A 20,997-nucleotide genomic window follows, 5' to 3' on the forward strand; every position below is an offset into this window, starting at 1 on the left:
CCATCAGACTCGCTCGAAAGCGAATCCAACCCGCACACATCATCGCATGGTCACTTTGGCGTAGAGCTCACCAGGCCGCCGCCCAGCGCGCGCACTTCAAAACAAAAAGACAACTGTAATGCTAGTCTAAAAAACAACGTGCGCTAAAATGGCGTACCCATCAGCTTCGACAATCTTTCGATGCTGAGATAGCCGGCGTTGTAGGCCCACATCGCAACAGCAAAAATGACCGCGGAGATCAGCGTGGTCCAGAGCAGCTTGCGGCCCATCCGCGCCATGATCGGCGCGCCGGGATCAGTGCCTTCAACGCCCCCGCCCTCCTCGTGCTGGCTGCGCACGCCGAACGGCAGCGTCAGGAACAGCACGACCCACCACAAGACGAAGTAGATCGCGAATGCGGTTGAGATGCTGTAGGCCATGCTCTACGTTTTCAAGCGAAGTGGATGCCGGTTCGCGTCAAGAAAACGCGCCAAAGTAAAAGCTAGAGCCTGATCGATTCTGATGCAATCAGAACCAATCCGGCGCTATGCCTGCTCGATCTCGACCAGCGCACCGGAAAAATCCTTCGGGTGGAAGAACAGCACCGGCTTGCCGTGGGCGCCGATCTTGGGCTGGCCGTCGCCGAGCACGCGCGCGCCTTCGCCGATCAGCCGGTCGCGCGCGGCGATGATGTCGGGCACGTCATAGCAGACGTGATGGATGCCGCCGTCGGCATTGCGATCGACGAATTTTGCGATCGGCGAAGCATCGCCGAGCGGCTCGATGAACTCGATCTTGGTGTTGGGCAAGGTCACGAACACGGTGATGACGCCGTGCTCCGGCAACGGCACCGCATCCGAAATCTCGGCGCCGAATGCCGTGCCGTAGATCTTGGCCGCCTTCTTGGCGTCCTTGACCGCTATCGCGACGTGGTTGAGCCGGCCCAGCATGTTGTCTCTCCCTCGTAGTTACGCTTGTTCTTGTCGCCGCCTTCGCCGAACAGGCGTCAGACCACCAACACGTGAACGAGGCAGATCGGCTTCTTCCCCCAATGCTCGTTCACGGTCCCGCGCACGGCGCGGCGCACCGATTCCGCGACCGAATCCGGGTCGCGCCGGCGCGCCCGTGGCAGGCTTTCCACCGTCGATACCACCACATCGAACACGATCTCGTCGAGCGCCTCGCCTGCGGTATTTTTCTCCGGCACGCCGACCAGGTCGACCTCCGGATCCTCGGCCAATTCCCCCTGCGCCGTCATGGCGATCGCAACGAAGGCACAGCCGGCAAATCCCAACCGCCGCCGCTCGACCACGGCGCGCGACTTGGCGTCCTCCAGAATGATGCCGTCCTTGTAGAGGCGCCCCGAGGGCAGCTCAGCGATGATCCCGGGCTCGCCGGGCCCGAGCTTGACCAGGTCGCCGTTGCGGCACTCGATGACTCTTGGCACGCCCGCGGCACGCGCGAGCTTGGCGTGCTCGTGCAGATGCAGCGCCTCGCCATGCACGGGGATCAGAACTTGCGGCCGCACCCAGGAGAGCATGTCGCGCACTTCGTCGCGGCGCGGGTGGCCGGAGACGTGGACCAGATGGTCGCGGTCGGTGATGACCTCGATACCCTGCTCGACCAGGTCGTTGATGATCGATCCGACCGCCTTCTCGTTGCCGGGAATGGTGCGGGAGGAGAAAATCACGCAATCGCCCTTGTTGAGCGTGATCTCGGGATGATCGTCCTTGGCGATCCGCGCCAGCGCCGCGCGCGGCTCGCCCTGGCTGCCGGTGCAGATCGCCAGCACCCTGTCGGGCGGGAAATGGCCGTAGAGATCGGGCCCGCGGAAATTCTGCACGCCATCGAGGTAGCCGGTCTCACGCGCGACCTGGACCACGCGGTCCATGGCGCGGCCGACCACCACGACCTCGCGGTCCGCCACCCGCGCAGCGTCGGCAACCGCCTTGATGCGAGCGACGTTGGAGGCAAAGGTCGTCACCGCGACGCGGCCCTTCGCGCCTTTCACCAGTTCGGCGATGGTCTTCGACACCTCGGCTTCCGAGGGCGAACGCCCGTCGCGCACGGCGTTGGTGGAATCGCCGACCAGCGCCAGCACGCCGGCGTCACCAAGCTCGCGCAAGCGTTTCTCATCGGTCGGCGGACCGACGGTCGGCGTGGGGTCGAGCTTCCAGTCGCCGGTGTGCAAGACCGTGCCGACCTCGGTGTGGATCGCGAGCGCATGCGACTCGGGAATCGAATGCGCGACCGGGATGAATTCGACATTGAACGGGCCGATATCGACGCGCCCGCCAGAGGGCACCACGGTGATCGGGATTTTCGGCGGGTTGCGCTCGGCGGCGCATTTGGCCTCGAACAGCGCCGCGCTGAACTTGGTCGCGTAGATCTTGCACTGCAGCTTCGGCCAGAGATCGATGATGGCGCCGAAGTGGTCCTCATGGGCGTGCGTCAGCACGAGGCCCATCAGGTTCTGCTGTTCCTTCTCCAGGAACGAGATGTCGGGCATGATCAGGTCGATGCCGGGCAGATGCTCCTCGTCGCCGAAGGAGACGCCGAGATCGACCGCGAGCCAGGACCGCTGGTGGCGGTTGCCGAGCCCATAGATCGACAGGTTCATGCCGATCTCGCCGACGCCGCCGAGCGGCGCAAAAGTCAGTTCATCCGGCCGCGCCATCAGGCCGATCCCACCGAGGCCGTCGTGCCGAAATAGACCTCGCCTGCGGTTACGGGGACGTGCTTGCCGTCGGGCAGCCGGATAATCATGCAACCTGTCTCATCGATGGTGTCGAACGTGCCTTCGAGAATAGCGTTCCCCGTCCGAATCGCCACATTCTCCCCCAGCCGGGCGGCACGCTCGAGCCAAAGCTGACGGATTTCCGAAAAGCCGCGGCCATTGTCCCAAATGCCGCGGAATTCCACCCAGGCGTCCGAAAGCGCGGCAAACAGTTCCTCGGCGCTGACATGCACGCCAAGAGCAGCGAGCGAGGTCGCGGGCGTCGGCGTGCCCTCTGGCGCCCCCACGACATTGGTGCCGATGCCGACCACGACCGCAAGGCCGCCGCCGGCCACGATCTCGGCCTCGAGCAGGATGCCGGCGAGCTTCTTGTCCCCGGCCAGCACGTCGTTCGGCCATTTCAGCGAGAACTTCAGCGCATCCGCCCGGCCCAGACGCAGCACTGCCTCGACGCTCACTTTCTGCAGCGCCGCCTCCAGCGACAGCCCCGCGGCAAAGCCGAGCGTCGCCGCGACCGCGGGCGCCACGTCCACCACCTCGAGGATGCTGCTGGCGAGATTGCCGCGCGGCGCGATCCAGGCCCGCTGCCGCCGGCCGCGCCCCGCCGTCTGCTCCGGCGTGACGAACCAGATCGGCCCCCGCTCGCCTTCGCGGGCGCGGGATAGAGCTTCCGCATTGGTCGAGCCGATCTGGTCAAAGGCGGCTAGCCTGTAGCCGGCGGAAGTGGCGCGATGACCAAGCGTGAACGGCATCTAGAACAGCGACTTCGCCGCGGCGGTCGCAACGCTGACCAGCGGTCCCGGATAGGCGAAAAAGAAGATGTTGAAGAGGCCCGCGACTGCCAGCACCCCGCGCAACTCGATCCGGACCGGGTCGAGCTTGCCGACCGGCTCGTCGAAATACATCGTCTTGATGATGGCGAGATAGTAGTAGGCGCCCACCACACTGGTGAGCACGCCGATGACGGCGAGCGTGAACAGGTTGGCCTTGATCGCTGCGACGAACACGTACCACTTGGCGAAGAAGCCCGCGAGCGGCGGAATGCCGGCAAGCGAGAACAAGAGCATCGCGAAGAAGAAGGCGAGCAGCGGATTGGTGCGCGAGAGCCCGGCAAAATCGCTGATCTGCTCGACCGCCTGCCCATTGCGCTTCATCGCAAGGATGATCGCAAACGAGCCGAGCGTCATCGCGACGTAGATCGCGATGTACATCAGCACGCCCTGCGCGCCTTCCACCGTACCAGCGGCGAGCCCGACCAGCGCAAAGCCCATGTGGCCGATCGAGGAGTAGGCCATCAGGCGCTTGATGTTCTTCTGCCCGATCGCGGCGAACGAGCCGAGCGCCATCGAGGCGATCGAGACGAACACCAGGATCTGCTGCCATTGCGGCACGATGCCGGGGAATGCGGTCAGCGTCGCGCGCGTGAACACTGCCATCGCCGCGACCTTCGGTGCGGAGGCAAAGAACGCCGTGACCGGCGTCGGCGCACCCTCATAGACGTCAGGCGTCCACATGTGGAACGGCACCGCCGAGACCTTGAAGCAGAGGCCGGCGAGCAGGAACACCAGCCCAAACACGATGCCGGGCGTGCCGGTCGTGGCCGCCGCCGCGATGCCGGCGAAGCTGACGGTGCCGGTGAAGCCATAGATCAGCGAGGCGCCATAGAGCAGCATGCCCGAGGAAAGCGCGCCCAGCACGAAATATTTGAGGCCGGCTTCGGTTGACTTGGCGTTGTCACGGTGGCTGGCGGCGACGACGTAGAGCGCGAGGCTCATCAGCTCAAGGCCGAGATAGAGCGCGATCAGGTCGCCCGCCGAGATCAGCACCATCATGCCGAGGGTGGAGAGCAGCACCAGGATCGAATACTCGAAGATGCGGCGCGACGGATCGGACAGGAATTCCGTCGACAGGATCAGGGTTGCGGCCGAGCCGATCAGCGCGAGTATCTTCAGGAAGCGGGCAAAGTCGTCGACGATGAAGCTGCCGCCGAAGGTCACAAGCTTGCCGGACGGCAGCATCAGTATGAGCACGCCGGTGAGGATCAGCAGCAACGTCGCAAGCGTGGTCACGAGCCGGGTCGTCCCCTGCCCGCGATAGGCCCCGATCATCAACAGCACCATCGAGCCGACCGCGAGCACGAGCTCGGGCAGCACCGGCTGCAACTGATAACCTGCACTCGAGAAGCTCATGGGTTAAGGCCTTACTGGAGCAGCGCGGCTGCCTTCACGGCAGTCACGGCGGTGTTGTAATTATTGACGAGCTGCTGGACCGAAGCCTCGGACATGTCGAGCACCGGCTTTGGATAGACGCCGAACAGGATGGTCAGCGCCACCAGCGGGAACAGGATCAGGCATTCGCGCGCCGTCAGATCCTTGATGCTCATCAAGGACGGCTTGACCAGCGCCCCGAACACCACCTTGCGATAGAGCCACAAGGCATAGGCCGCGGACAGGATCACGCCGGTGGTCGCAAGCACCGTGGTCGGCAGCGACACCTTGAAGGTGCCGAGCAGCGTCATGAACTCGCCGATGAAGCCACTGGTCCCGGGCAGGCCGACATTGGCCATGGTGAAGACCATGAACACCAGCGCATAGAGCGGCATCCGGTTCACCAGGCCGCCATAGGCGGCGATCTCGCGGGTATGCATGCGATCGTAGACGATGCCGACGCAGAGGAACAGCGCGCCGGAGACGATGCCGTGGGAGATCATCTGGAACACGCCGCCGGCGACGCCCTGCATGGTCCCGGCGAAAACGCCCATGGTGACGAAGCCCATATGGGCGACGGACGAATAGGCGATCAGCTTCTTGATGTCCTCCTGCATCAGGGCCACCAGCGAGGTGTAGATGATGGCGATGACGGACAGCGTGAAGACCAGCGGCGCGAAGTCGTGCGACGCCAGCGGGAACATCGGCAGCGAGAAGCGCAGGAAGCCGTAGCCGCCCATCTTCAGAAGGATTGCCGCCAGGATCACCGACCCCGCGGTCGGAGCCTCGACATGGGCGTCAGGCAGCCAGGTGTGCACCGGCCACATCGGCATCTTCACCGCAAAGGAGGCAAAGAACGCGAGCCAGGCCCACTTCTGCAGGTTGTGCGGCACGGCGGTGTGCATCAGGGTCGGAATGTCGGTCGTGCCCGCATTCCAGTACAGCGCCATGATGGCAAGCAGCATCAGCACCGAGCCGAGCAGCGTGTAGAGGAAGAACTTGAAGGAGGCATAGACCCGGCGCGGGCCGCCCCAGACGCCGATGATCAGGAACATCGGGATCAGGCCGCCTTCGAAGAACAGGTAGAACAGCACGAGGTCGAGCGCCGAGAAGGTGCCGACCATCAGCGTTTCCAGGATCAGGAACGCCATCATGTATTCGCTCACGCGCTGCGTGACCGATTTCCAGCTCGCGATGATGCAGAACGGCATGACCGCGGTGGTCAGGATCAGCAACGGCAGCGAGATGCCGTCGACGCCCATGTGGTAGTTGATGCCGGTGGCGAGCCACGACGCCTTCTCGACAAACTGGAAGTCGGCGTTCGCCGGATCGAACCGCACCACCAGGATCAACGAAATCAGGAAGGTGATCAGCGTGGTCCACAGCGAAATCCAGCGGGCGTTGCGGTTTGCCGCTTCATCCCCGCCCCGTGCGAGCAGATAGACCAAGAGCGCGCCGAGCGCCGGCAGGAAGGTAACAACGGAAAGGATAGGCCAGGTCGTCATCACTGGCCTCCCAGGCCGAACATGAACCAGGTGATCAGGCCGGCGACGCCAATCAGCATCGCGAAGGCGTAGTGGTAGAGATAGCCGGTCTGGATCTTCACGGCGTTACGGGCGACGTCGAGCACACGCGCCGACACGCCATCCGGTCCGAAGCCGTCGATGATGGCGCCGTCACCCTTCTTCCAGAGGGTGTAGCCGATCCACTTCGCGGGCCGCACGAAGATCAGATCGTACAGCTCGTCGAAATACCACTTGTTGAGCAGGAACTGGTAAAGCATCGGCTGCTGCTTGGCGAGTTCGACCGGCAGATACGGCCGGCTGATGTAGAAGAGATACGAGATCAGGAAGCCCAGCACCATCATGACGGTCGGCAGGAAGGCGATCGTCTCGGGGATATGGTGCATTTCCTCGATGATATGCGGATTCATCTTCACGGAGTCGCGGAAGAACTCCTCGATGCCGTGGCCCGCGAACAATTCCCTGAACGGGAAGCCGGCCACGATCGAGCCAACCGCGAGCACGCCGATCGGGATCAACATCCAGATCGGGCTCTCATGCGCGGCCTCGTAGTGCTCCTCGTCATGCGGCGTACCGTGGAAGGTCTTGAAGATCAGACGCCAGGAATAGAACGAGGTCAGGAGGGCAGCGAAGACGGTCAGCAGAAAGCCGTAGAACGCGAACGGATTGTGCGAGGCATAGGCCGACTCGATGATCGCGTCCTTGGAGAAGTAGCCCGCGGTCAGCGGGAATCCGGTCAGCGCCAGCGTGCCGACCACCATCACCGCGTAGGTATAGGGGATCTTTCGCCACAGCCCGCCCATGTTGCGGATGTCCTGCTCGTGATGCATCGCGTAGATCACGGAGCCGGAGCCCAAGAACAGCAGCGCCTTGAAGAAGGCGTGGGTGAACAGATGGAACATGCCGACCGAATAGGCCCCCGCTCCCATCGCCACGAACATGTAGCCGAGCTGGGAACAGGTTGAATAGGCGACGATGCGCTTGATGTCGTTCTGTACCAGACCGATGGTCGCGGCAAAGAACGCGGTGGTCGCGCCGAAGAACATCACCACGGCCTGCGCGTTCGGCGCGAGCTCGAACAGCGGCGACAGCCGCGCCACCATGAAGACGCCGGCGGTCACCATGGTCGCGGCATGGATCAGGGCCGAGACCGGGGTCGGGCCTTCCATCGCGTCCGGCAACCAGGTGTGCAGCAGGAACTGCGCCGATTTGCCCATCGCGCCCATGAACAAGAGAACGCACGTCAGCGTCAGCGCATCGACATGCCAGCCGAAGAAATTGATGGTCTTGCCGGTCAGGCCTGCGGCGCCGCCGAAGATGGTGTCGAAATCAGTCGAGCCGATCAGCGCGAACACCGCGAAGATGCCGAGCAAAAAGCCGAAATCGCCCACACGGTTGACGATGAAGGCCTTGATCGCGGCGGCGTTGGCCGACGGTTTCTGATACCAGAAGCCGATCAACAGGTAGCTCGCCAGGCCCACGCCTTCCCAACCGAAGAACATCTGCACCAGATTGTCCGCGGTCACCAGCATCAGCATCGCGAAGGTGAACAGCGACAAATAGGCGAAGAAGCGCGGCCGGTACGGGTCCTCGTCCATGTAGCCGATGGAATAGAGGTGCACGAGCGAGGACACGGTGTTGACGACCACCAGCATCACCGCGGTCAGCGTGTCGATCCGGAGCGCCCAGGAGACCTGCAGGTCGCCGGAGGTGATCCACGGAAATAGCGTGACGCGGGCGTCGTGGTGCAGGAAGCCGACATCGACCAGTGCGAACCAGGACAGCGCAGCCGAGACGAACAACAGTCCGGTCGTGATCAGTTCGGCCGCGCGGGAGCCGGCGGCCGGCGGTTCGGCAGCATGATGATCGTCATGGCCGTGATCATCATGACCGTGCGCGTCATGGGCTTCGGCAGCGTGAGCGTCCGCGCCATGCCCGTCATCGTGATGCTCGACGGTGTCGCCGCTCGGATTGCGTCCATGCGCGCCGACGATCGCAATCAGGCCGGCAAGAATGGCGCCGAGCAGCGGCAGAAAGACGATTGCCTGGTACATCGGCGCGTTAGCCCTTCATCAGATTGACGTCTTCAACCGCGATCGAACCGCGGTTGCGGAAATAGACCACCAGGACGGCAAGCCCGATCGCGGCCTCCGCGGCCGCGACGGTGAGCACCAGGAGCGCGAACACCTGGCCGACGATGTCGCCGAGGAAGGTCGAGAACGCCACCAGGTTGATGTTGACCGAGAGCAGGATCAACTCGATCGACATCAGGATGACAATGATATTCTTGCGGTTCAGGAAGATGCCGAGGATCCCGAGCGTGAACAGGATCGCGCCGACCGCGAGATAGTGTCCGAGCCCGATCGTCATTTCACCCACTCCGCCGCATCAGCTTCCTGCAGCCCCTGCCCCGACGACACCTTGCGCAGCGCCATCGCCATTTCCGGCGTGCGCGCGTTCTGCACGGTGATGTTCTGCCGCTTGATGTTCGTCTTGTGGCGCAGCGTCAGCACGATGGCGCCGATCATCGCGACGAGCAGCACGAGGCCGGCGAGCTGGAAGTAGAAGATGTACTTCGTATAGAGCACGAGTCCGAGCGCCTCGGTATTGGAGACATTGGTCGGGATCGCCGCGGTGATCGTCTTGGTGACGGCGGGGTTGATCACCCAGGCGCCGACTATCAAGAGAAGCTCGAACATGAAGATGCCGCCGATCACGAGACCCACCGGCAGGTATTCGAGAAAGCCCTCGCGAAGCTCGCTGAAATCGACGTCGAGCATCATGATCACGAACAGGAACAGCACCGCGACCGCGCCGACATAGACGACGATCAGGATCATCGCCAGGAACTCGGCGCCCATCAGCACGAACAGGCCCGAGGCGTTGACGAAGGCCAGGATCAGATACAGCACCGAATGAACGGGGTTGCGCGACACAACCACCATCACGGCCGACGCCACGCAGACCGCGGCAAACAGGTAAAAGAACAGTGCGGGAAGGATCATTGCTGCCCTCCCGTCATTCCGGGGCGCGCAACGCGCGAACCCGGAATCTCGCACGACAACCTCTGGATTCCGGGTTCGCGGACGTTGTCCGCGCCCCGGAATGACGTGGGAATGTTCTGAAGGATCATGCCCTCACCTCAACGGTACGGCGCATCGAGCTCGATCGCCTTGGCGATCTCGCGCTCCCAGCGGTCGCCATTGGCGAGCAGCTTGGCCTTGTCATAGTAGAGTTCCTCGCGTGTCTCGGTCGCGAATTCGAAATTCGGTCCCTCGACGATGGCATCGACCGGGCAGGCCTCCTGGCACAGGCCGCAATAGATGCATTTCACCATGTCGATGTCGTAGCGCACGGTGCGGCGGGTGCCGTCGTTGCGGCGCGGGCCGGCCTCGATCGTGATCGCCTGCGCCGGGCAGATCGCCTCGCACAGCTTGCAGGCGATGCAGCGCTCCTCGCCGTTCGGATAGCGGCGAAGCGCATGCTCGCCGCGAAACCGCGGCGAGATCGGGTTCTTCTCGAAGGGATAGTTGATGGTCGGCTTCGGCTTGAAGAAATAGCGCATGGCGAGGAAGAACGCCGAGACGAATTCCGAGAGCAGAAGCGAGCGGGCTGTTGCGTTGATATTCATGACGGCCTCACTTCGGCGCGATGCCGGCGAATTGCAGCACAGCGGCCACGACCACCACCATCGCCAGCGACAGCGGCAGGAACACCTTCCAGCCAAGCCGCATCAGTTGATCGTAGCGGTAGCGCGGCACGATCGCCTTCGCCATCGCGAACATGAAGAACATGAAGAAGAGTTTCAGCGCGAACCAGATCACGCCGGGGATCCAGGTGAACGGCGGCAGCGCCACCGGCGGCAGCCAGCCGCCGAGGAACAGGATCGTCGCCAGCGCACACATCGTGGTGATCGCGACATACTCGCCAAGCATGAACAGAAGATACGGCGTCGAGCCGTATTCGACCATGAAGCCCGCGACCAGTTCGGATTCCGCTTCCACGAGGTCGAAGGGCGGACGGTTGGTTTCCGCCAGCGACGAGACGTAGAACACCACGAACATCGGGAATAGCGGCCAGACGTACCAGTTCAGGATCGTGAGCTGCGGCAGGCCGATCAGGTGGGCCAGCCCACGGGTGTTCTGCGCTTCGACCACTGCGGACAGATTGAGCGAGCCGGCGCAGAGCAGCACGGTGATGATCACGAAGCCGATCGAGACCTCGTAGGACACCATCTGCGCCGCGGAGCGGAGCGCGGCAAGGAACGGGTATTTCGAGTTCGACGACCAGCCGGCCATGATGATGCCGTAGATCGACAGCGAGGAGATCGCGAAGATGTAGAGCACGCCGACATTGATGTCGGAGATCACCCAGCCGAAATCCATCGGGATCACCGCCCAAGCGGCGAGCGCGAGGACGCAGGACACCAGCGGCGCCAATAGGAACACGCCCTTGTTGGCGCTGGCCGGGATCGTCGGCTCCTTCAGCACGAACTTCAGAAGGTCGGCGAAGGATTGCAGCAATCCCCACGGACCGACCACGTTGGGGCCGCGGCGGATCTGCACCGCCGCCCAGATCTTGCGGTCGGCGAGCAGGATGTAGGCGATCGCGATCAGGAGCACGACGAGCAGGAGCACGCTCTGGGCGAGCATGATGATCAGCGGCCAGAGGAAGCCGGTCCAGAACGAGCTTGCGAAGAAATCAGCCATCAGGTCACGCTCACTCCGCTGCCGTCAGCATCCGCGCCGAGGCCAGGCGCGAACATTCCGCCATCACGGCGGACGCCCGGGCGATCGGGTTGGTCAGATAGAAGTCCTCGACCGGACTCTGGAACACCGCCTTGTCGGCGCTTCCGCCCTTCGACGCAAGCGCCTTGATATCGTCGGCCTTGCCAGGCTCGATCTGGTCGATCCGCATCAGATGCGGCACCGCCTTGAACAGCGCCTGGCGCAAGGCAGCCAGCGAATCGTAAGGCAGTTTCTTGCCCAGCACGTCCGAGAGCGCGCGGATGATCGCCCAGTCCTCGCGCGCTTCCCCGGGCGGGAAGGCGGCGCGGGCGGCCACCTGTGCCCTGCCCTCGGTGTTGACGTAGATGCCGGACTTCTCGGTGTAAGCCGCGCCCGGCAGGATCACGTCGGCGCGGTGGGCGCCGCGGTCGCCATGGGTGCCGATATAGACGACGAACGTTCCGTCCGACACCTTGATCTCGTCGGCGCCGAGCAGGAACAGCACGTCGAGCGCGCCGGAGGTCGTCATCCGCGCCGCATTCAAGCCGCCGGCGCCGGCCGAAAAGCCGATATCGAGAGCGCCGACGCGGGAGGCGGTATCGTGGAGCACGCCGAACCCGTTCCAGCCGTCCTTCACCGCGCCGAAGTCGACCGCAAGCTTCGCCGCCTGCGCCAGCACCGCCGCGCCGTCCTGGCGCGCGAACGCGCCGGCGCCCACCAGCACGATCGGGTTCTTGGCATTCTTGAGCACGTCGGCGAAGGAATGCTTGCCGGCGGCGAGCGTCGCGAGCGTCTCCGGTCCGGCGCCAAGATAGTCGTAGTCGTAGGTCAGGTCCGCCTTCGGGCCGATCACGCCGATCTTGAGTTGGCCGGAGCGCCAGCGCTTGCGGATGCGGGCGTTGATGATCGCGGCTTCCTTGCGCGGGGTCGAGCCGATGATCAGGAGCGCATCCGCCCGCTCGATGCCTGCAATCGTCGGGTTGAAGATGTAGCTGCCGCGGCCGGCCTTCGGATCGAAGGCATCGCCACCCTGCACGGCGAGGTTGGACGAGCCGTATTTCGCCAGCAGTTCCTTCAGCGCGAACATTTCTTCGACCGCGGCAACGTCGCCGGCGATGGCGCCGATCCGCTTGCCGTCGACCCGGCCGGTCTTGGCCGCGATCGCTGCGAAGGCTTCCTGCCACGAGGCCGGGCGGAGCTTGCCGTTCTCGCGGATATAGGGCCGGTCGAGCCGCTGGGTACGCAGGCCGTCGACGATGTGGCGGGTCTTGTCGGAGATCCACTCCTCGTTCACGGCCTCGTTGATGCGCGGCAGGATCCGCATCAGCTCGCGGCCGCGGGTGTCGACCCGGACCGCCGAGCCGACGCCGTCCATGACGTCGACCGACTGCGTCTTGCCGAGTTCCCAGGGACGAGCGGCGAAGGCATAGGGCTTCGAGGTCAGCGCACCGACCGGACAGATGTCGACGAGATTACCCTGCAATTCCGAAGTCAGGGCGTGTTCGAGATAGGTCGTGATCTCCATGTCCTCACCGCGGCCGGTCGCGCCCATTTCCGGGGCGCCCGCCACTTCCGCGGAGAACCGGACGCAGCGGGTGCACTGGATGCAGCGGTTCATCGAGGTCTTGACCAGCGCGCCCAGATATTTGTCCTCGACCGCGCGCTTGTTCTCGGCGAAGCGGCTGGTGTCGACGCCATAGCCCATCGCCTGGTCCTGCAGGTCGCATTCGCCGCCCTGGTCGCAGATCGGGCAGTCCAGCGGATGGTTGATCAGCAGGAACTCCATCACGCCTTCGCGCGCCTTCTTCACCATCGGCGAGCGGGTGGAGATTTCCGGCGGTTCGCCCTTGGGGCCCGGACGGCAGTCGCGCACGCCCCAGGCGCAGCTCGCGACCGGCTTCGGGCCGCCCTTCACTTCGACGAGGCACATCCGGCAGTTGCCGGCGATCGACAGCCGCTCGTGGTAGCAGAAGCGCGGGATTTCGGCGCCGGCGGCCTCGCACGCCTGCAGCAGCGTGTATTCCGGCGGCACATCGATCTCTTTGCCATCGATGATCAGTTTGGTCATTTCTTTACGTCTTTCCCAGCTTGCAGTCGGGCGGCACGACGCTGGCGGTCTTCAGTGAAGCCTTAACCCATTGCTGGGTGTCGGCGCTGTAGGTCGCGAGATAGGCCGGCTCGGCGGTGTCCTTGGCGCAGAGGAACGGCAGATGCGGTCTCAAATCGTAGTCGCAGGAAGCCGCCCATTCGCGCCGATTGGCAAACGCCGACATCGCCTCCTCGCAGGCATAGAGGAAGTACGAGACGAAGCTCTCGTACTTCACCTGGTCCTCCTGGCTGCCCGCCTTGATCCGCTCATAGTCCGGTTGCGAATATTTCGGGTTCCTGAAGGCAAGATCGGTGTAGCCGAGAAACGCCTGACGCGCGCTCGAGGCGCGACTGCCGGTGCGTAGCTCGTTGATCTGGAACAGGATCGCAACAAAGCCGAGCAGCGCCACGGCCGCCTGCGCCATCTGCGCAAGCGTCCCGTATCTCTGCCACCAGAAGCTTGGTTGCGACATCAAGATCACTCCGCCGCCACCATGTGCGCGGGATCGAGCACGCCGACGTCGTCAATATCGGCCTTGTGCGAATATTGGTCGATGCGTGCTTCGATCTCATGACGGAAATGCGCGATCAGGCCCTGGATCGGCCAGGCCGCGGCGTCGCCGAGTGCGCAGATGGTGTGACCCTCGACCTGCTTCGTCACCTCGAGCAGCATGTCGATCTCGCGCTTGTGCGCGCGCCCCTCGGCCATGCGGGTGAGCACGCGCCACATCCAGCCCGTGCCTTCGCGGCACGGCGTGCACTGGCCGCAGCTCTCATGCTTGTAGAAGTAGGAGATGCGCGCGATCGCCCGGATCAGGTCGGTCGACTTGTCCATCACGATCACGGCCGCGGTGCCGAGGCCGGAGCGCAATTTGCTCAAGGAGTCGAAATCCATCGGCGTGTCGATGATCTGCTCGGCCGGCACCATGCGCACCGACGAGCCGCCGGGGATCACCGCCTTCAGATTGTCCCAGCCGCCGCGGATGCCGCCGCAGTGCTTTTCGATCAGCTCGCGGAACGGGATCCCCATCGCCTCTTCGACGTTGCAGGGCCGCTCGACATGGCCGGAGATGCAGAACAGCTTTGTGCCGACATTGTTCGGCCGGCCGATCGCGGCGAACCAGGCCGCGCCACGGCGCAGGATATCCGGTGCAACCGCGATCGACTCCACGTTGTTGACGGTGGTCGGGCAGCCGAACAGGCCCACATTGGCCGGGAACGGCGGCTTCAGCCGCGGCTGGCCCTTCTTGCCTTCGAGGCTTTCCAACAGCGCCGTCTCTTCGCCGCAGATATAGGCGCCGGCGCCATGGGCGACGTAGAGGTCGAACGGCCAGCCATTGACGTTGTCCTTGCCGATCAGCTTGGCCTCATAGGCCTGATCGATCGCAGCCTGCAGATGCTCGCGCTCGCGGATGAATTCGCCGCGGACATAGATGTAGCAGGCATGCGCGTTCATCGCGAAGCTCGCGAGCAGGCAGCCTTCGATCAAGAGATGCGGATCGTGCCGCATGATCTCGCGGTCCTTGCAGGTCCCCGGCTCGGACTCGTCGGCATTGACCACGAGATAGCTCGGCCGGCCGTCGGTCGATTCCTTCGGCATGAACGACCATTTCAAGCCGGTCGGAAAACCGGCCCCGCCACGGCCGCGCAGGCCGGAGGCCTTCATCTCGGCGATGATCCAGTCGCGGCCCTTGTCGATAATCGCCTTGGTGCCGTCCCAGGCGCCACGGCGGCGCGCGCCCTCGAGGCCCCAATCATGGAGGCCGTAAAGGTTCTTGAAGATGCGGTCCTTGTCGTCGAGCATGCCTAGAACTTTCCAAACATCAACGATTGGCCTGGGCGTAAGCGAGCCCCGCAGCGCATCCGCCGAAGGTCAGCGCCCACAACAGGCTGGATTCGAGCGAGGCGTTCAGCCCATAGCGCTGCAGCAGGAAAATGAACGCGGCGGCGACCGCCGCGTGGAGAGCGATGTAACGCCAGTGTTTCATCGCGACCTCCCTTCCCGCCCGCTGCCATGCGAGACCAGGCTTCATGTGGTTTCCTTCAGCGTGGTCGGTCCACCCGCCGGCGCCGAGAACTGACGGTCGACCTGCGGGCCCGGCTTCGGCGGATTACCCGAGGCGAAACCATCCAGCACTTTGCCGAAGCTCTCCTTGGTCAGATCCTCGTAAGTGTCCTTCCAGATCTGGACCATCGGCGCGTTCACACAGGCGCCCAGACACTCGACCTCTTCCCAACTGAAATTGCCGTCCTTCGACAATTCGAAGGGCTCGTGACTGATGCGATGCTGGCAAACTTCGATCAGATCGCCCGCGCCGCGCAGGCGGCATGGCGTGGTGCCGCAGACCTGGACATGCGCCTTCTTGCCGACCGGCTGCAACTGGAACATCGTGTAGAAGGTCGCGATCTCCAGCACGCGGATGTGGGGCATTTCGAGCAGGTCGGCGACGGTGCGGATCGCGGCTTCCGAAACCCAGCCCTCGTTCTGCTCCTGCGCCCGCCACAGGATTGCGATCACCGCGGAGGCCTGACGTCCCGGCGGATACTTCGCGATCTGCTGCTTGGCGAAAGCGAGATTCTCCTCCGTGAACGCAAAGCTCGCGGGCTGCAATTCCTTCGGGGCGAGGCGACGGACCGACATTTTTTACTCTCTCATTGCATGCGGCGAACGGTCTTCGCATTCAGCGCGCTGATCCGGTCCTGCCAGAAGGCGCTTGCGGTGCCGAACACGTTGTAGCCGACATGGGTCGATACCTTGATGCGATCGAGGATCGAAAGCTCGGTCACGGTTTCAAGGCGATTGGAGCTGGGATCGTAGACGATCAGCTTGAGCGGGGTCTCTTCAAGGATGTAGCGCGACACGGTGTGCTTGCGATCGCTGCCATGCTCCTCGCACAGCAGCACGCTGTCGCCCTGCATCAGCCGGACGCCGCCCTTCATCGCCTCGATCTCGACGCCCTCGACGTCGAGCTTGATCAGATATTTTCCGTTCAGCTCGATCTTGCCGTCGTCGAGCAGATTGTCGAGCGCGATCACCGGCACTTCCTCGCCGTCGGCCTGGTCGCCGGCGATGCTGAACGCCTCATGCTTGGTGCCGGAGAGCTTCGCCGTGCCCCTGCCTGCGCCGATCGCGCATTTCATCGTCTCGAAGCGATTGCCGTTGATCGCAGCGTTGTTCGCGAGCTTCGGGAAATTCTGTCCCGACGGCTCGATCGCGATCGCCTTTTGCGCACCAAACGGCTTGCTCGAGACCAGCACCGACCAGTAGCCGTAATTGGCGCCGCAATCGATCAGCGTGTAGTCGACGTCGGCGGAATCCTTGAACAGGAGCTCGAGCTCGTCCTCGTAATGGTAGGATCGGTTGAGCAGCTTGCTCCAATAGCCGTCGCCATAGGGAAACTCGAACACCGCGTCCTCATTGAGCCGGATGGCGATGTTGCGCTCGGGCAGCGTCTTGCGCAGCAGGTTCGCGCAGGCGATGTAGCCCATGTGGGAAAAGTGCGAGGAGATCTTCGAACCGGTCGACAGCGCCAGCGCAGCCGTCCGCTCCCACAGGTTGGCTCCTTCGAGAGCCCCTGAGGCGCGGTCAAACTGGATGGGCGGCTGCACCATCACCGATCGACCTCTCCGAACACGATGTCGAGCGAGCCGAGGATCGCGGAGACGTCGGCGAGCAGATGGCCCGTGCAGATGTGATCCATCGCCTGCAGATGGGCAAAGCCCGGCGCGCGAATCTTGCACTTGTAGGGCTTGTTGGTGCCGTCGGCGACGAGATAGACGCCGAACTCGCCCTTGGGTGCCTCCACCGCGGCGTAGACTTCGCCGGCCGGCACATGCACGCCCTCGGTGTAGAGCTTGAAGTGATGGATCAGCGCTTCCATCGAGCGCTTCATCTCGCCGCGCCGCGGCGGCGCGATCTTGTTGTCTTCGACGACGACCGGCCCCTGCCCGTCGGGCGATTTCAGTTTCTGGATGCACTGCTTCATGATGCGCACCGACTGGCGCATCTCTTCCATGCGGATCAGGTAGCGGTCGTAGCAGTCGCCGTTCTTGCCGATCGGAATGTCGAAATCCATCTCGGCGTAGCATTCGTAGGGCTGCGCCTTGCGCAGGTCCCAGGCCGCGCCCGAGCCGCGCACCATCACGCCAGAGAAGCCCCACTCCCAGGCTTCCTTCAGCGACACCACGCCGATGTCGACGTTGCGCTGCTTGAAGATGCGGTTGCCGGTGAGCAGCGTATCGAGGTCGTCCACCACTTTGAGGAACGGGTCGCACCACGCATCGATATCGTCGATCAGCTTCGGCGGCAGGTCCTGGTGCACGCCGCCGACGCGGAAGAAGGCGGCATGCATGCGCGAGCCGGAGGCGCGCTCGTAGAACATCATCAGCTTTTCGCGCTCCTCAAACCCCCACAGCGGCGGGGTGAGCGCGCCGACGTCCATCGCCTGCGTAGTGACGTTGAGCAGATGCGACAGGATACGGCCGATCTCGCAATAGAGCACGCGGATCAGTTGCCCGCGCCGCGGCACCGTGATGCCGAGCAGCTTTTCCGCCGCGAGGCAGAAGGCATGCTCCTGATTCATCGGCGCGACGTAATCGAGCCGGTCGAAATACGGGATCGCCTGCAGGTAGGTCTTGTGCTCGATCAGCTTCTCGGTGCCGCGATGCAAGAGCCCGATATGCGGATCGACGCGCGCGACTACTTCGCCATCAAGTTCGAGCACGAGGCGCAACACGCCGTGCGCGGCCGGATGCTGCGGTCCAAAGTTAATGGTGAAGTTGCGCAGGTTTTGAGGTTGCTCGTTCATGGTGCAGCTCCCGCTGCCTGGCGAATAGCGAATGGCGAGTAGCGAATAGCGAACGTCATTTTGCGGACTTGTCCTGCAGGGAGCGTATCAACGCTCGAACCATTTTGCCCAAACTCTCGCACCGCCCCATTACCAGTTCCAGTTCGGATGCAGGCAGAATGCCGACCCGCTCCGCCAGCAAGAGATGAGTTTCCAATTCCTTCAGAGAGCCCTGCGACACGCGCAGCGACTGCACGAAACTGCCTGTACTCTCGCGCCCATGACCTTCCGCGATATTGGCGGGAATAGAAGCCGCAGCCCGCCTGACCTGGGATGTCAGGCCAAACAGCTCGTCGCGAGGAAATCGCCCCGTCAAGCGATAGCAGGAGGACTCCGCTAAGATCATGGCATCCTGCCACACCCTTAGGTCCCGGTACGAGCTGATCGATGGGTCGCTCAACAATCATCCCTATTCGCCACTCGCCATTCGCTATTCGCCACTTCTCTTCTCATCGCCCGGCAGCGGATAATCCGCACCTTCCCAAGGCGAGAGGAAATCGAACTTGCGGAATTCCTGGTTGAGGCGCACCGGCTCGTACACCACCCGCTTCTCCTCGTCGTCGTAGCGAACCTCGACGAAGCCGGTGAGCGGAAAGTCCTTGCGCAGCGGATGGCCGTCGAAGCCGTAATCGGTCAGGAGCCGGCGCATGTCGGGATGGCCGGTGAAGATCACGCCATAGAGATCGTAGGTCTCGCGCTCGAACCAGTCGGCGCCGGGAAAGACCTCGATGATCGACGGCACCTGCGTGTTCTCGTCGGCCTCCGCGCGCAGGCGGATGCGTGTGTTCAGCGTCGGTGACAGGAAGTGATAAACAACGTCGAACCGCTTGTCCCGCTCGGGGTAGTCAACCGCGGTCACGTCGGTGAAGTTGACGAAGCGCAGGGCCGGATCGTCGCGCAGGTGCTTGACGACGTCGACGATCTTCTCCGCGTCCACATCAACCGTGAGCTGATTGAACGCAACCGAATGCGCCTTCGCCGCGCCGGGAAGCGCGCTAACGATCGTCTGCCCCAAGGCGTCGAGCTTGGCGTCGTCCATGACGTAATACCTTAGCGTTCGATAGTGCCGATGCGGCGGATCTTCTTCTGCAGCAGCAAGACGCCGTAGAGCAGCGCTTCCGCCGTCGGCGGACAGCCCGGCACGTAGATGTCGATCGGCACGATGCGGTCGCAGCCGCGCACCACCGAATAGGAATAGTGGTAGTAGCCGCCGCCATTGGCGCAGGAGCCCATCGAGATCACGTAGCGCGGCTCCGGCATCTGGTCGTAGACCTTGCGCAGCGCCGGCGCCATCTTGTTGGTCAGCGTGCCCGCGACGATCATCACGTCCGACTGCCGCGGCGAAGCACGCGGGGCGAATCCGAAGCGCTCGACGTCGTAGCGCGGCATCGAGACCTGCATCATCTCGACCGCACAGCAGGCCAGGCCGAACGTCATCCACATCAGCGAGCCGGTACGGGCCCAGGTGATCAGGTCGTCGGCGGCCGCGACGAAGAAACCCTTGTCGGAGAGCTCGTGGTTGATGTCGCGGAAATACGGATCATTGGCGCCGACCGGCTTGCCGGTGGCGGGATCAAGGATGCCCCTCGGCGCCGGCGCGATTGCCGGCCGGGACGTTGCGGCAGTAGGGCTCAATCCCATTCGAGCGCGCCTTTCTTCCATTCATAGGCAAAGCCGACCGTCAGCACGGCCAGAAACACCATCATCGACCAGAACCCGGTCGCGCCCAGCTTTCCGAACGCCACCGCCCAGGGGAAAAGAAACGCCACTTCGAGGTCGAAGATGATGAAGAGGATCGCCACCAGATAGAAGCGGACATCGAACTTCATGCGGGCGTCGTCAAAAGCGTTGAATCCGCATTCATAAGCGGAGAGCTTTTCCGGATCGGGCTGCTGGAATGCGAGCAGGAATGGCGCGATCAGGAGCGCCAGGCCGATCACGGCTGCGACCCCGATAAACACCACAAGTGGAAGATAATTCTGCAGGATGCCGTTCATCGGCGGTGCCTTCTTGCTGCGGTTTCGGACAGCCGCAGATTCGTGTCATTGGAATTATTCTTGAGCCTTAGCGCAGCGCAACAGAGGGCGCAAGACAAGCTATTTTAAAGCTCCGTCGGGCTAGGCCGCCTCCGATCAACCGGTGTTAAGCGCGCGTTCTCGCCCAAGATGAAGAACGCGTGACCTCGAAGGTTCGTGCCCCAGATTTGCAGCTCCCGATCGCCAAAATCCACAGTGGCCAATAATCGCCCGGCCATCTCTGCGCACCTCTCGTTTAGTTGAACCGCGGCGGTCCTGTCGGGCCGATACGGCATGTTGGCCCGCCACCCCCCTGTAGCGGCGTTATCCCCAAGGAATCCTCCGTCGCTTGTGACTTTTTTCCTTTAGCCCCGGCGTCCTGCAGCCACGCACGAAACCAATCCCGCCGAGCAATGAAACCATTTTGGGGAACCCGCGAAACCATTCTGAAACAGACCAAGGGTACCTCTTTGCCCAACAGGCGGCGGCAAAGCTCGCCCGGAGGCGCAAGATGAACCACTCAATTCACTCGGCGGATCGCTCGACCCACCTGAAAATCGTGGTGGTCGCGCTGGTGGCGGGCATTGCGGTCGCAGCCTTGGGTATCGCCGCGCGCAACAATTCGGAATTCACCCAGACCGCCCAGACCCAGGTGGTGAAGGCTGGCAAGCCGGTGGCGATTACCAGTTCAGGCACCTCGACGGTCCGCTGACCCGCGCATTTGCTGATAAGGCACGTAAGGCCGCCTCCGGGCGGCTTTGTTGTTTGGTGGGCTTGCGAAGCTGACGGCCTGCCCGGTTTGGAACAGCCTGTACCAATCCGGCGCATACGCTGACGAAATCGCCCCCCACGTTTCGCCGCCGCCGACCGGGAT

Annotated in this window: 23 protein-coding genes; 1 reads left to right on the forward strand and 22 read right to left on the reverse strand. The window is 63.4% G+C overall.

The window, feature by feature from the left end:
- Positions 1–143: 143 nt before the first annotated feature.
- The 22 genes from ACZYOF_RS17610 to ACZYOF_RS17715 all read right to left on the reverse strand — a co-directional run bounded on the left by ACZYOF_RS17610 (position 144) and on the right by ACZYOF_RS17715 (position 20,105).
- The gene (locus tag ACZYOF_RS17610) at positions 144–419 is read right to left on the reverse strand and encodes a DUF1467 family protein (protein WP_130579981.1); all 276 of its coding nucleotides are present in this window, start codon (positions 417–419) and stop codon (positions 144–146) included.
- 105 nt (positions 420–524) lie between these two features.
- Positions 525–929: a methylmalonyl-CoA epimerase gene (mce, locus tag ACZYOF_RS17615; RefSeq protein WP_130579982.1), complete on the reverse strand. Its 405-nt coding sequence runs from the start codon at positions 927–929 to the stop codon at positions 525–527.
- 56 nt (positions 930–985) lie between these two features.
- Positions 986–2,656, reverse strand: a complete 1,671-nt coding sequence (locus ACZYOF_RS17620) for a ribonuclease J (protein ID WP_394565901.1) — start codon at positions 2,654–2,656, stop codon at positions 986–988.
- Positions 2,656–3,468, reverse strand: a complete 813-nt coding sequence (locus ACZYOF_RS17625; protein ID WP_463716552.1) for a biotin--[acetyl-CoA-carboxylase] ligase — start codon at positions 3,466–3,468, stop codon at positions 2,656–2,658. The genes ACZYOF_RS17620 and ACZYOF_RS17625 overlap by 1 nt, the downstream gene beginning before the upstream one ends.
- Entirely contained in the window at positions 3,469–4,905 is a 1,437-nt protein-coding gene (nuoN, locus tag ACZYOF_RS17630; RefSeq protein ID WP_282528856.1) for an NADH-quinone oxidoreductase subunit NuoN, read from the reverse strand.
- Between the two features lie 11 nt (positions 4,906–4,916).
- The gene (locus tag ACZYOF_RS17635) at positions 4,917–6,428 is read right to left on the reverse strand and encodes an NADH-quinone oxidoreductase subunit M (protein ID WP_130579985.1); all 1,512 of its coding nucleotides are present in this window, start codon (positions 6,426–6,428) and stop codon (positions 4,917–4,919) included.
- Positions 6,428–8,500: an NADH-quinone oxidoreductase subunit L gene (gene nuoL / locus ACZYOF_RS17640; RefSeq protein WP_463716553.1), complete on the reverse strand. Its 2,073-nt coding sequence runs from the start codon at positions 8,498–8,500 to the stop codon at positions 6,428–6,430. The genes ACZYOF_RS17635 and nuoL overlap by 1 nt, the downstream gene beginning before the upstream one ends.
- Positions 8,501–8,507: 7 nt before the next feature.
- On the reverse strand, positions 8,508–8,816 hold the full coding sequence (gene nuoK, locus ACZYOF_RS17645) for an NADH-quinone oxidoreductase subunit NuoK (RefSeq protein ID WP_027537255.1): 309 nt from the start codon (positions 8,814–8,816) through the stop codon (positions 8,508–8,510).
- The gene (locus ACZYOF_RS17650) at positions 8,813–9,451 is read right to left on the reverse strand and encodes an NADH-quinone oxidoreductase subunit J (RefSeq protein ID WP_130579987.1); all 639 of its coding nucleotides are present in this window, start codon (positions 9,449–9,451) and stop codon (positions 8,813–8,815) included. The genes nuoK and ACZYOF_RS17650 overlap by 4 nt, the downstream gene beginning before the upstream one ends.
- 137 nt (positions 9,452–9,588) lie before the next feature.
- Positions 9,589–10,077: an NADH-quinone oxidoreductase subunit NuoI gene (nuoI, locus tag ACZYOF_RS17655; RefSeq protein ID WP_027580664.1), complete on the reverse strand. Its 489-nt coding sequence runs from the start codon at positions 10,075–10,077 to the stop codon at positions 9,589–9,591.
- Between the two features lie 7 nt (positions 10,078–10,084).
- Positions 10,085–11,155 carry an NADH-quinone oxidoreductase subunit NuoH gene (nuoH, locus tag ACZYOF_RS17660; RefSeq protein WP_282528854.1) on the reverse strand — a complete coding sequence of 357 codons (1,071 nt, stop codon included), beginning with the start codon at positions 11,153–11,155 and terminating at the stop codon, positions 10,085–10,087.
- 10 nt (positions 11,156–11,165) lie between these two features.
- The gene (gene nuoG, locus ACZYOF_RS17665) at positions 11,166–13,241 is read right to left on the reverse strand and encodes an NADH-quinone oxidoreductase subunit NuoG (protein ID WP_463716554.1); all 2,076 of its coding nucleotides are present in this window, start codon (positions 13,239–13,241) and stop codon (positions 11,166–11,168) included.
- Positions 13,242–13,245: 4 nt separating this feature from the next.
- Positions 13,246–13,734, reverse strand: coding sequence for a hypothetical protein (locus ACZYOF_RS17670; protein WP_463716555.1), 489 nt, complete (start codon positions 13,732–13,734; stop codon positions 13,246–13,248).
- 5 nt (positions 13,735–13,739) lie between these two features.
- Entirely contained in the window at positions 13,740–15,065 is a 1,326-nt protein-coding gene (nuoF, locus tag ACZYOF_RS17675; protein ID WP_130576952.1) for an NADH-quinone oxidoreductase subunit NuoF, read from the reverse strand.
- A gap of 19 nt (positions 15,066–15,084) precedes the next feature.
- Positions 15,085–15,249: a hypothetical protein gene (locus ACZYOF_RS17680; protein WP_165420951.1), complete on the reverse strand. Its 165-nt coding sequence runs from the start codon at positions 15,247–15,249 to the stop codon at positions 15,085–15,087.
- A gap of 41 nt (positions 15,250–15,290) precedes the next feature.
- On the reverse strand, positions 15,291–15,902 hold the full coding sequence (nuoE, locus tag ACZYOF_RS17685; RefSeq protein ID WP_130576953.1) for an NADH-quinone oxidoreductase subunit NuoE: 612 nt from the start codon (positions 15,900–15,902) through the stop codon (positions 15,291–15,293).
- An 11-nt stretch (positions 15,903–15,913) separates the two neighbouring features.
- Positions 15,914–16,873, reverse strand: coding sequence for an FkbM family methyltransferase (locus ACZYOF_RS17690; RefSeq protein ID WP_463716556.1), 960 nt, complete (start codon positions 16,871–16,873; stop codon positions 15,914–15,916).
- Complete coding sequence (locus ACZYOF_RS17695; RefSeq protein WP_130576955.1) at positions 16,873–18,069, reverse strand: NADH-quinone oxidoreductase subunit D; 1,197 nt, start codon at positions 18,067–18,069, stop codon at positions 16,873–16,875. The genes ACZYOF_RS17690 and ACZYOF_RS17695 overlap by 1 nt, the downstream gene beginning before the upstream one ends.
- A 55-nt stretch (positions 18,070–18,124) precedes the next feature.
- Positions 18,125–18,508 (reverse strand): four helix bundle protein, encoded by a 384-nt coding sequence (locus ACZYOF_RS17700; protein WP_463716557.1) that lies wholly within the window; start codon positions 18,506–18,508, stop codon positions 18,125–18,127.
- A 30-nt stretch (positions 18,509–18,538) separates the two neighbouring features.
- Positions 18,539–19,147: an NADH-quinone oxidoreductase subunit C gene (locus tag ACZYOF_RS17705; protein ID WP_394565910.1), complete on the reverse strand. Its 609-nt coding sequence runs from the start codon at positions 19,145–19,147 to the stop codon at positions 18,539–18,541.
- Positions 19,148–19,158: 11 nt separating this feature from the next.
- A complete protein-coding gene (locus ACZYOF_RS17710; protein ID WP_130576958.1) occupies positions 19,159–19,749 on the reverse strand; it encodes a NuoB/complex I 20 kDa subunit family protein in 591 nt (196 codons plus the stop codon).
- Entirely contained in the window at positions 19,740–20,105 is a 366-nt protein-coding gene (locus tag ACZYOF_RS17715) for an NADH-quinone oxidoreductase subunit A (RefSeq protein ID WP_027580654.1), read from the reverse strand. The genes ACZYOF_RS17710 and ACZYOF_RS17715 overlap by 10 nt, the downstream gene beginning before the upstream one ends.
- A 529-nt stretch (positions 20,106–20,634) precedes the next feature.
- Here ACZYOF_RS17715 and ACZYOF_RS17720 point away from each other — a divergent pair.
- Positions 20,635–20,835, forward strand: a complete 201-nt coding sequence (locus ACZYOF_RS17720; protein ID WP_130576959.1) for a hypothetical protein — start codon at positions 20,635–20,637, stop codon at positions 20,833–20,835.
- Positions 20,836–20,997: the final 162 nt, after the last annotated feature.

The organism is Bradyrhizobium sp. LeoA1Lang (assembly GCF_055413685.1).

Coding starts and splice junctions, on each gene's coding strand:
- ACZYOF_RS17610 (WP_130579981.1), bottom strand. CDS start 419: ATGGCCTACAGCATCTCAACCGCATTCGCGATCTACTTCGTCTTGTGG.
- mce (WP_130579982.1), bottom strand. CDS start 929: ATGCTGGGCCGGCTCAACCACGTCGCGATAGCGGTCAAGGACGCCAAG.
- ACZYOF_RS17620 (WP_394565901.1), bottom strand. CDS start 2,656: ATGGCGCGGCCGGATGAACTGACTTTTGCGCCGCTCGGCGGCGTCGGC.
- ACZYOF_RS17625 (WP_463716552.1), bottom strand. CDS start 3,468: ATGCCGTTCACGCTTGGTCATCGCGCCACTTCCGCCGGCTACAGGCTA.
- nuoN (WP_282528856.1), bottom strand. CDS start 4,905: ATGAGCTTCTCGAGTGCAGGTTATCAGTTGCAGCCGGTGCTGCCCGAG.
- ACZYOF_RS17635 (WP_130579985.1), bottom strand. CDS start 6,428: ATGACGACCTGGCCTATCCTTTCCGTTGTTACCTTCCTGCCGGCGCTC.
- nuoL (WP_463716553.1), bottom strand. CDS start 8,500: ATGTACCAGGCAATCGTCTTTCTGCCGCTGCTCGGCGCCATTCTTGCC.
- nuoK (WP_027537255.1), bottom strand. CDS start 8,816: ATGACGATCGGGCTCGGACACTATCTCGCGGTCGGCGCGATCCTGTTC.
- ACZYOF_RS17650 (WP_130579987.1), bottom strand. CDS start 9,451: ATGATCCTTCCCGCACTGTTCTTTTACCTGTTTGCCGCGGTCTGCGTG.
- nuoI (WP_027580664.1), bottom strand. CDS start 10,077: ATGAATATCAACGCAACAGCCCGCTCGCTTCTGCTCTCGGAATTCGTC.
- nuoH (WP_282528854.1), bottom strand. CDS start 11,155: ATGGCTGATTTCTTCGCAAGCTCGTTCTGGACCGGCTTCCTCTGGCCG.
- nuoG (WP_463716554.1), bottom strand. CDS start 13,241: ATGACCAAACTGATCATCGATGGCAAAGAGATCGATGTGCCGCCGGAA.
- ACZYOF_RS17670 (WP_463716555.1), bottom strand. CDS start 13,734: ATGTCGCAACCAAGCTTCTGGTGGCAGAGATACGGGACGCTTGCGCAG.
- nuoF (WP_130576952.1), bottom strand. CDS start 15,065: ATGCTCGACGACAAGGACCGCATCTTCAAGAACCTTTACGGCCTCCAT.
- ACZYOF_RS17680 (WP_165420951.1), bottom strand. CDS start 15,249: ATGAAACACTGGCGTTACATCGCTCTCCACGCGGCGGTCGCCGCCGCG.
- nuoE (WP_130576953.1), bottom strand. CDS start 15,902: ATGTCGGTCCGTCGCCTCGCCCCGAAGGAATTGCAGCCCGCGAGCTTT.
- ACZYOF_RS17690 (WP_463716556.1), bottom strand. CDS start 16,873: ATGGTGCAGCCGCCCATCCAGTTTGACCGCGCCTCAGGGGCTCTCGAA.
- ACZYOF_RS17695 (WP_130576955.1), bottom strand. CDS start 18,069: ATGAACGAGCAACCTCAAAACCTGCGCAACTTCACCATTAACTTTGGA.
- ACZYOF_RS17705 (WP_394565910.1), bottom strand. CDS start 19,147: ATGGACGACGCCAAGCTCGACGCCTTGGGGCAGACGATCGTTAGCGCG.
- ACZYOF_RS17710 (WP_130576958.1), bottom strand. CDS start 19,749: ATGGGATTGAGCCCTACTGCCGCAACGTCCCGGCCGGCAATCGCGCCG.
- ACZYOF_RS17715 (WP_027580654.1), bottom strand. CDS start 20,105: ATGAACGGCATCCTGCAGAATTATCTTCCACTTGTGGTGTTTATCGGG.
- ACZYOF_RS17720 (WP_130576959.1), top strand. CDS start 20,635: ATGAACCACTCAATTCACTCGGCGGATCGCTCGACCCACCTGAAAATC.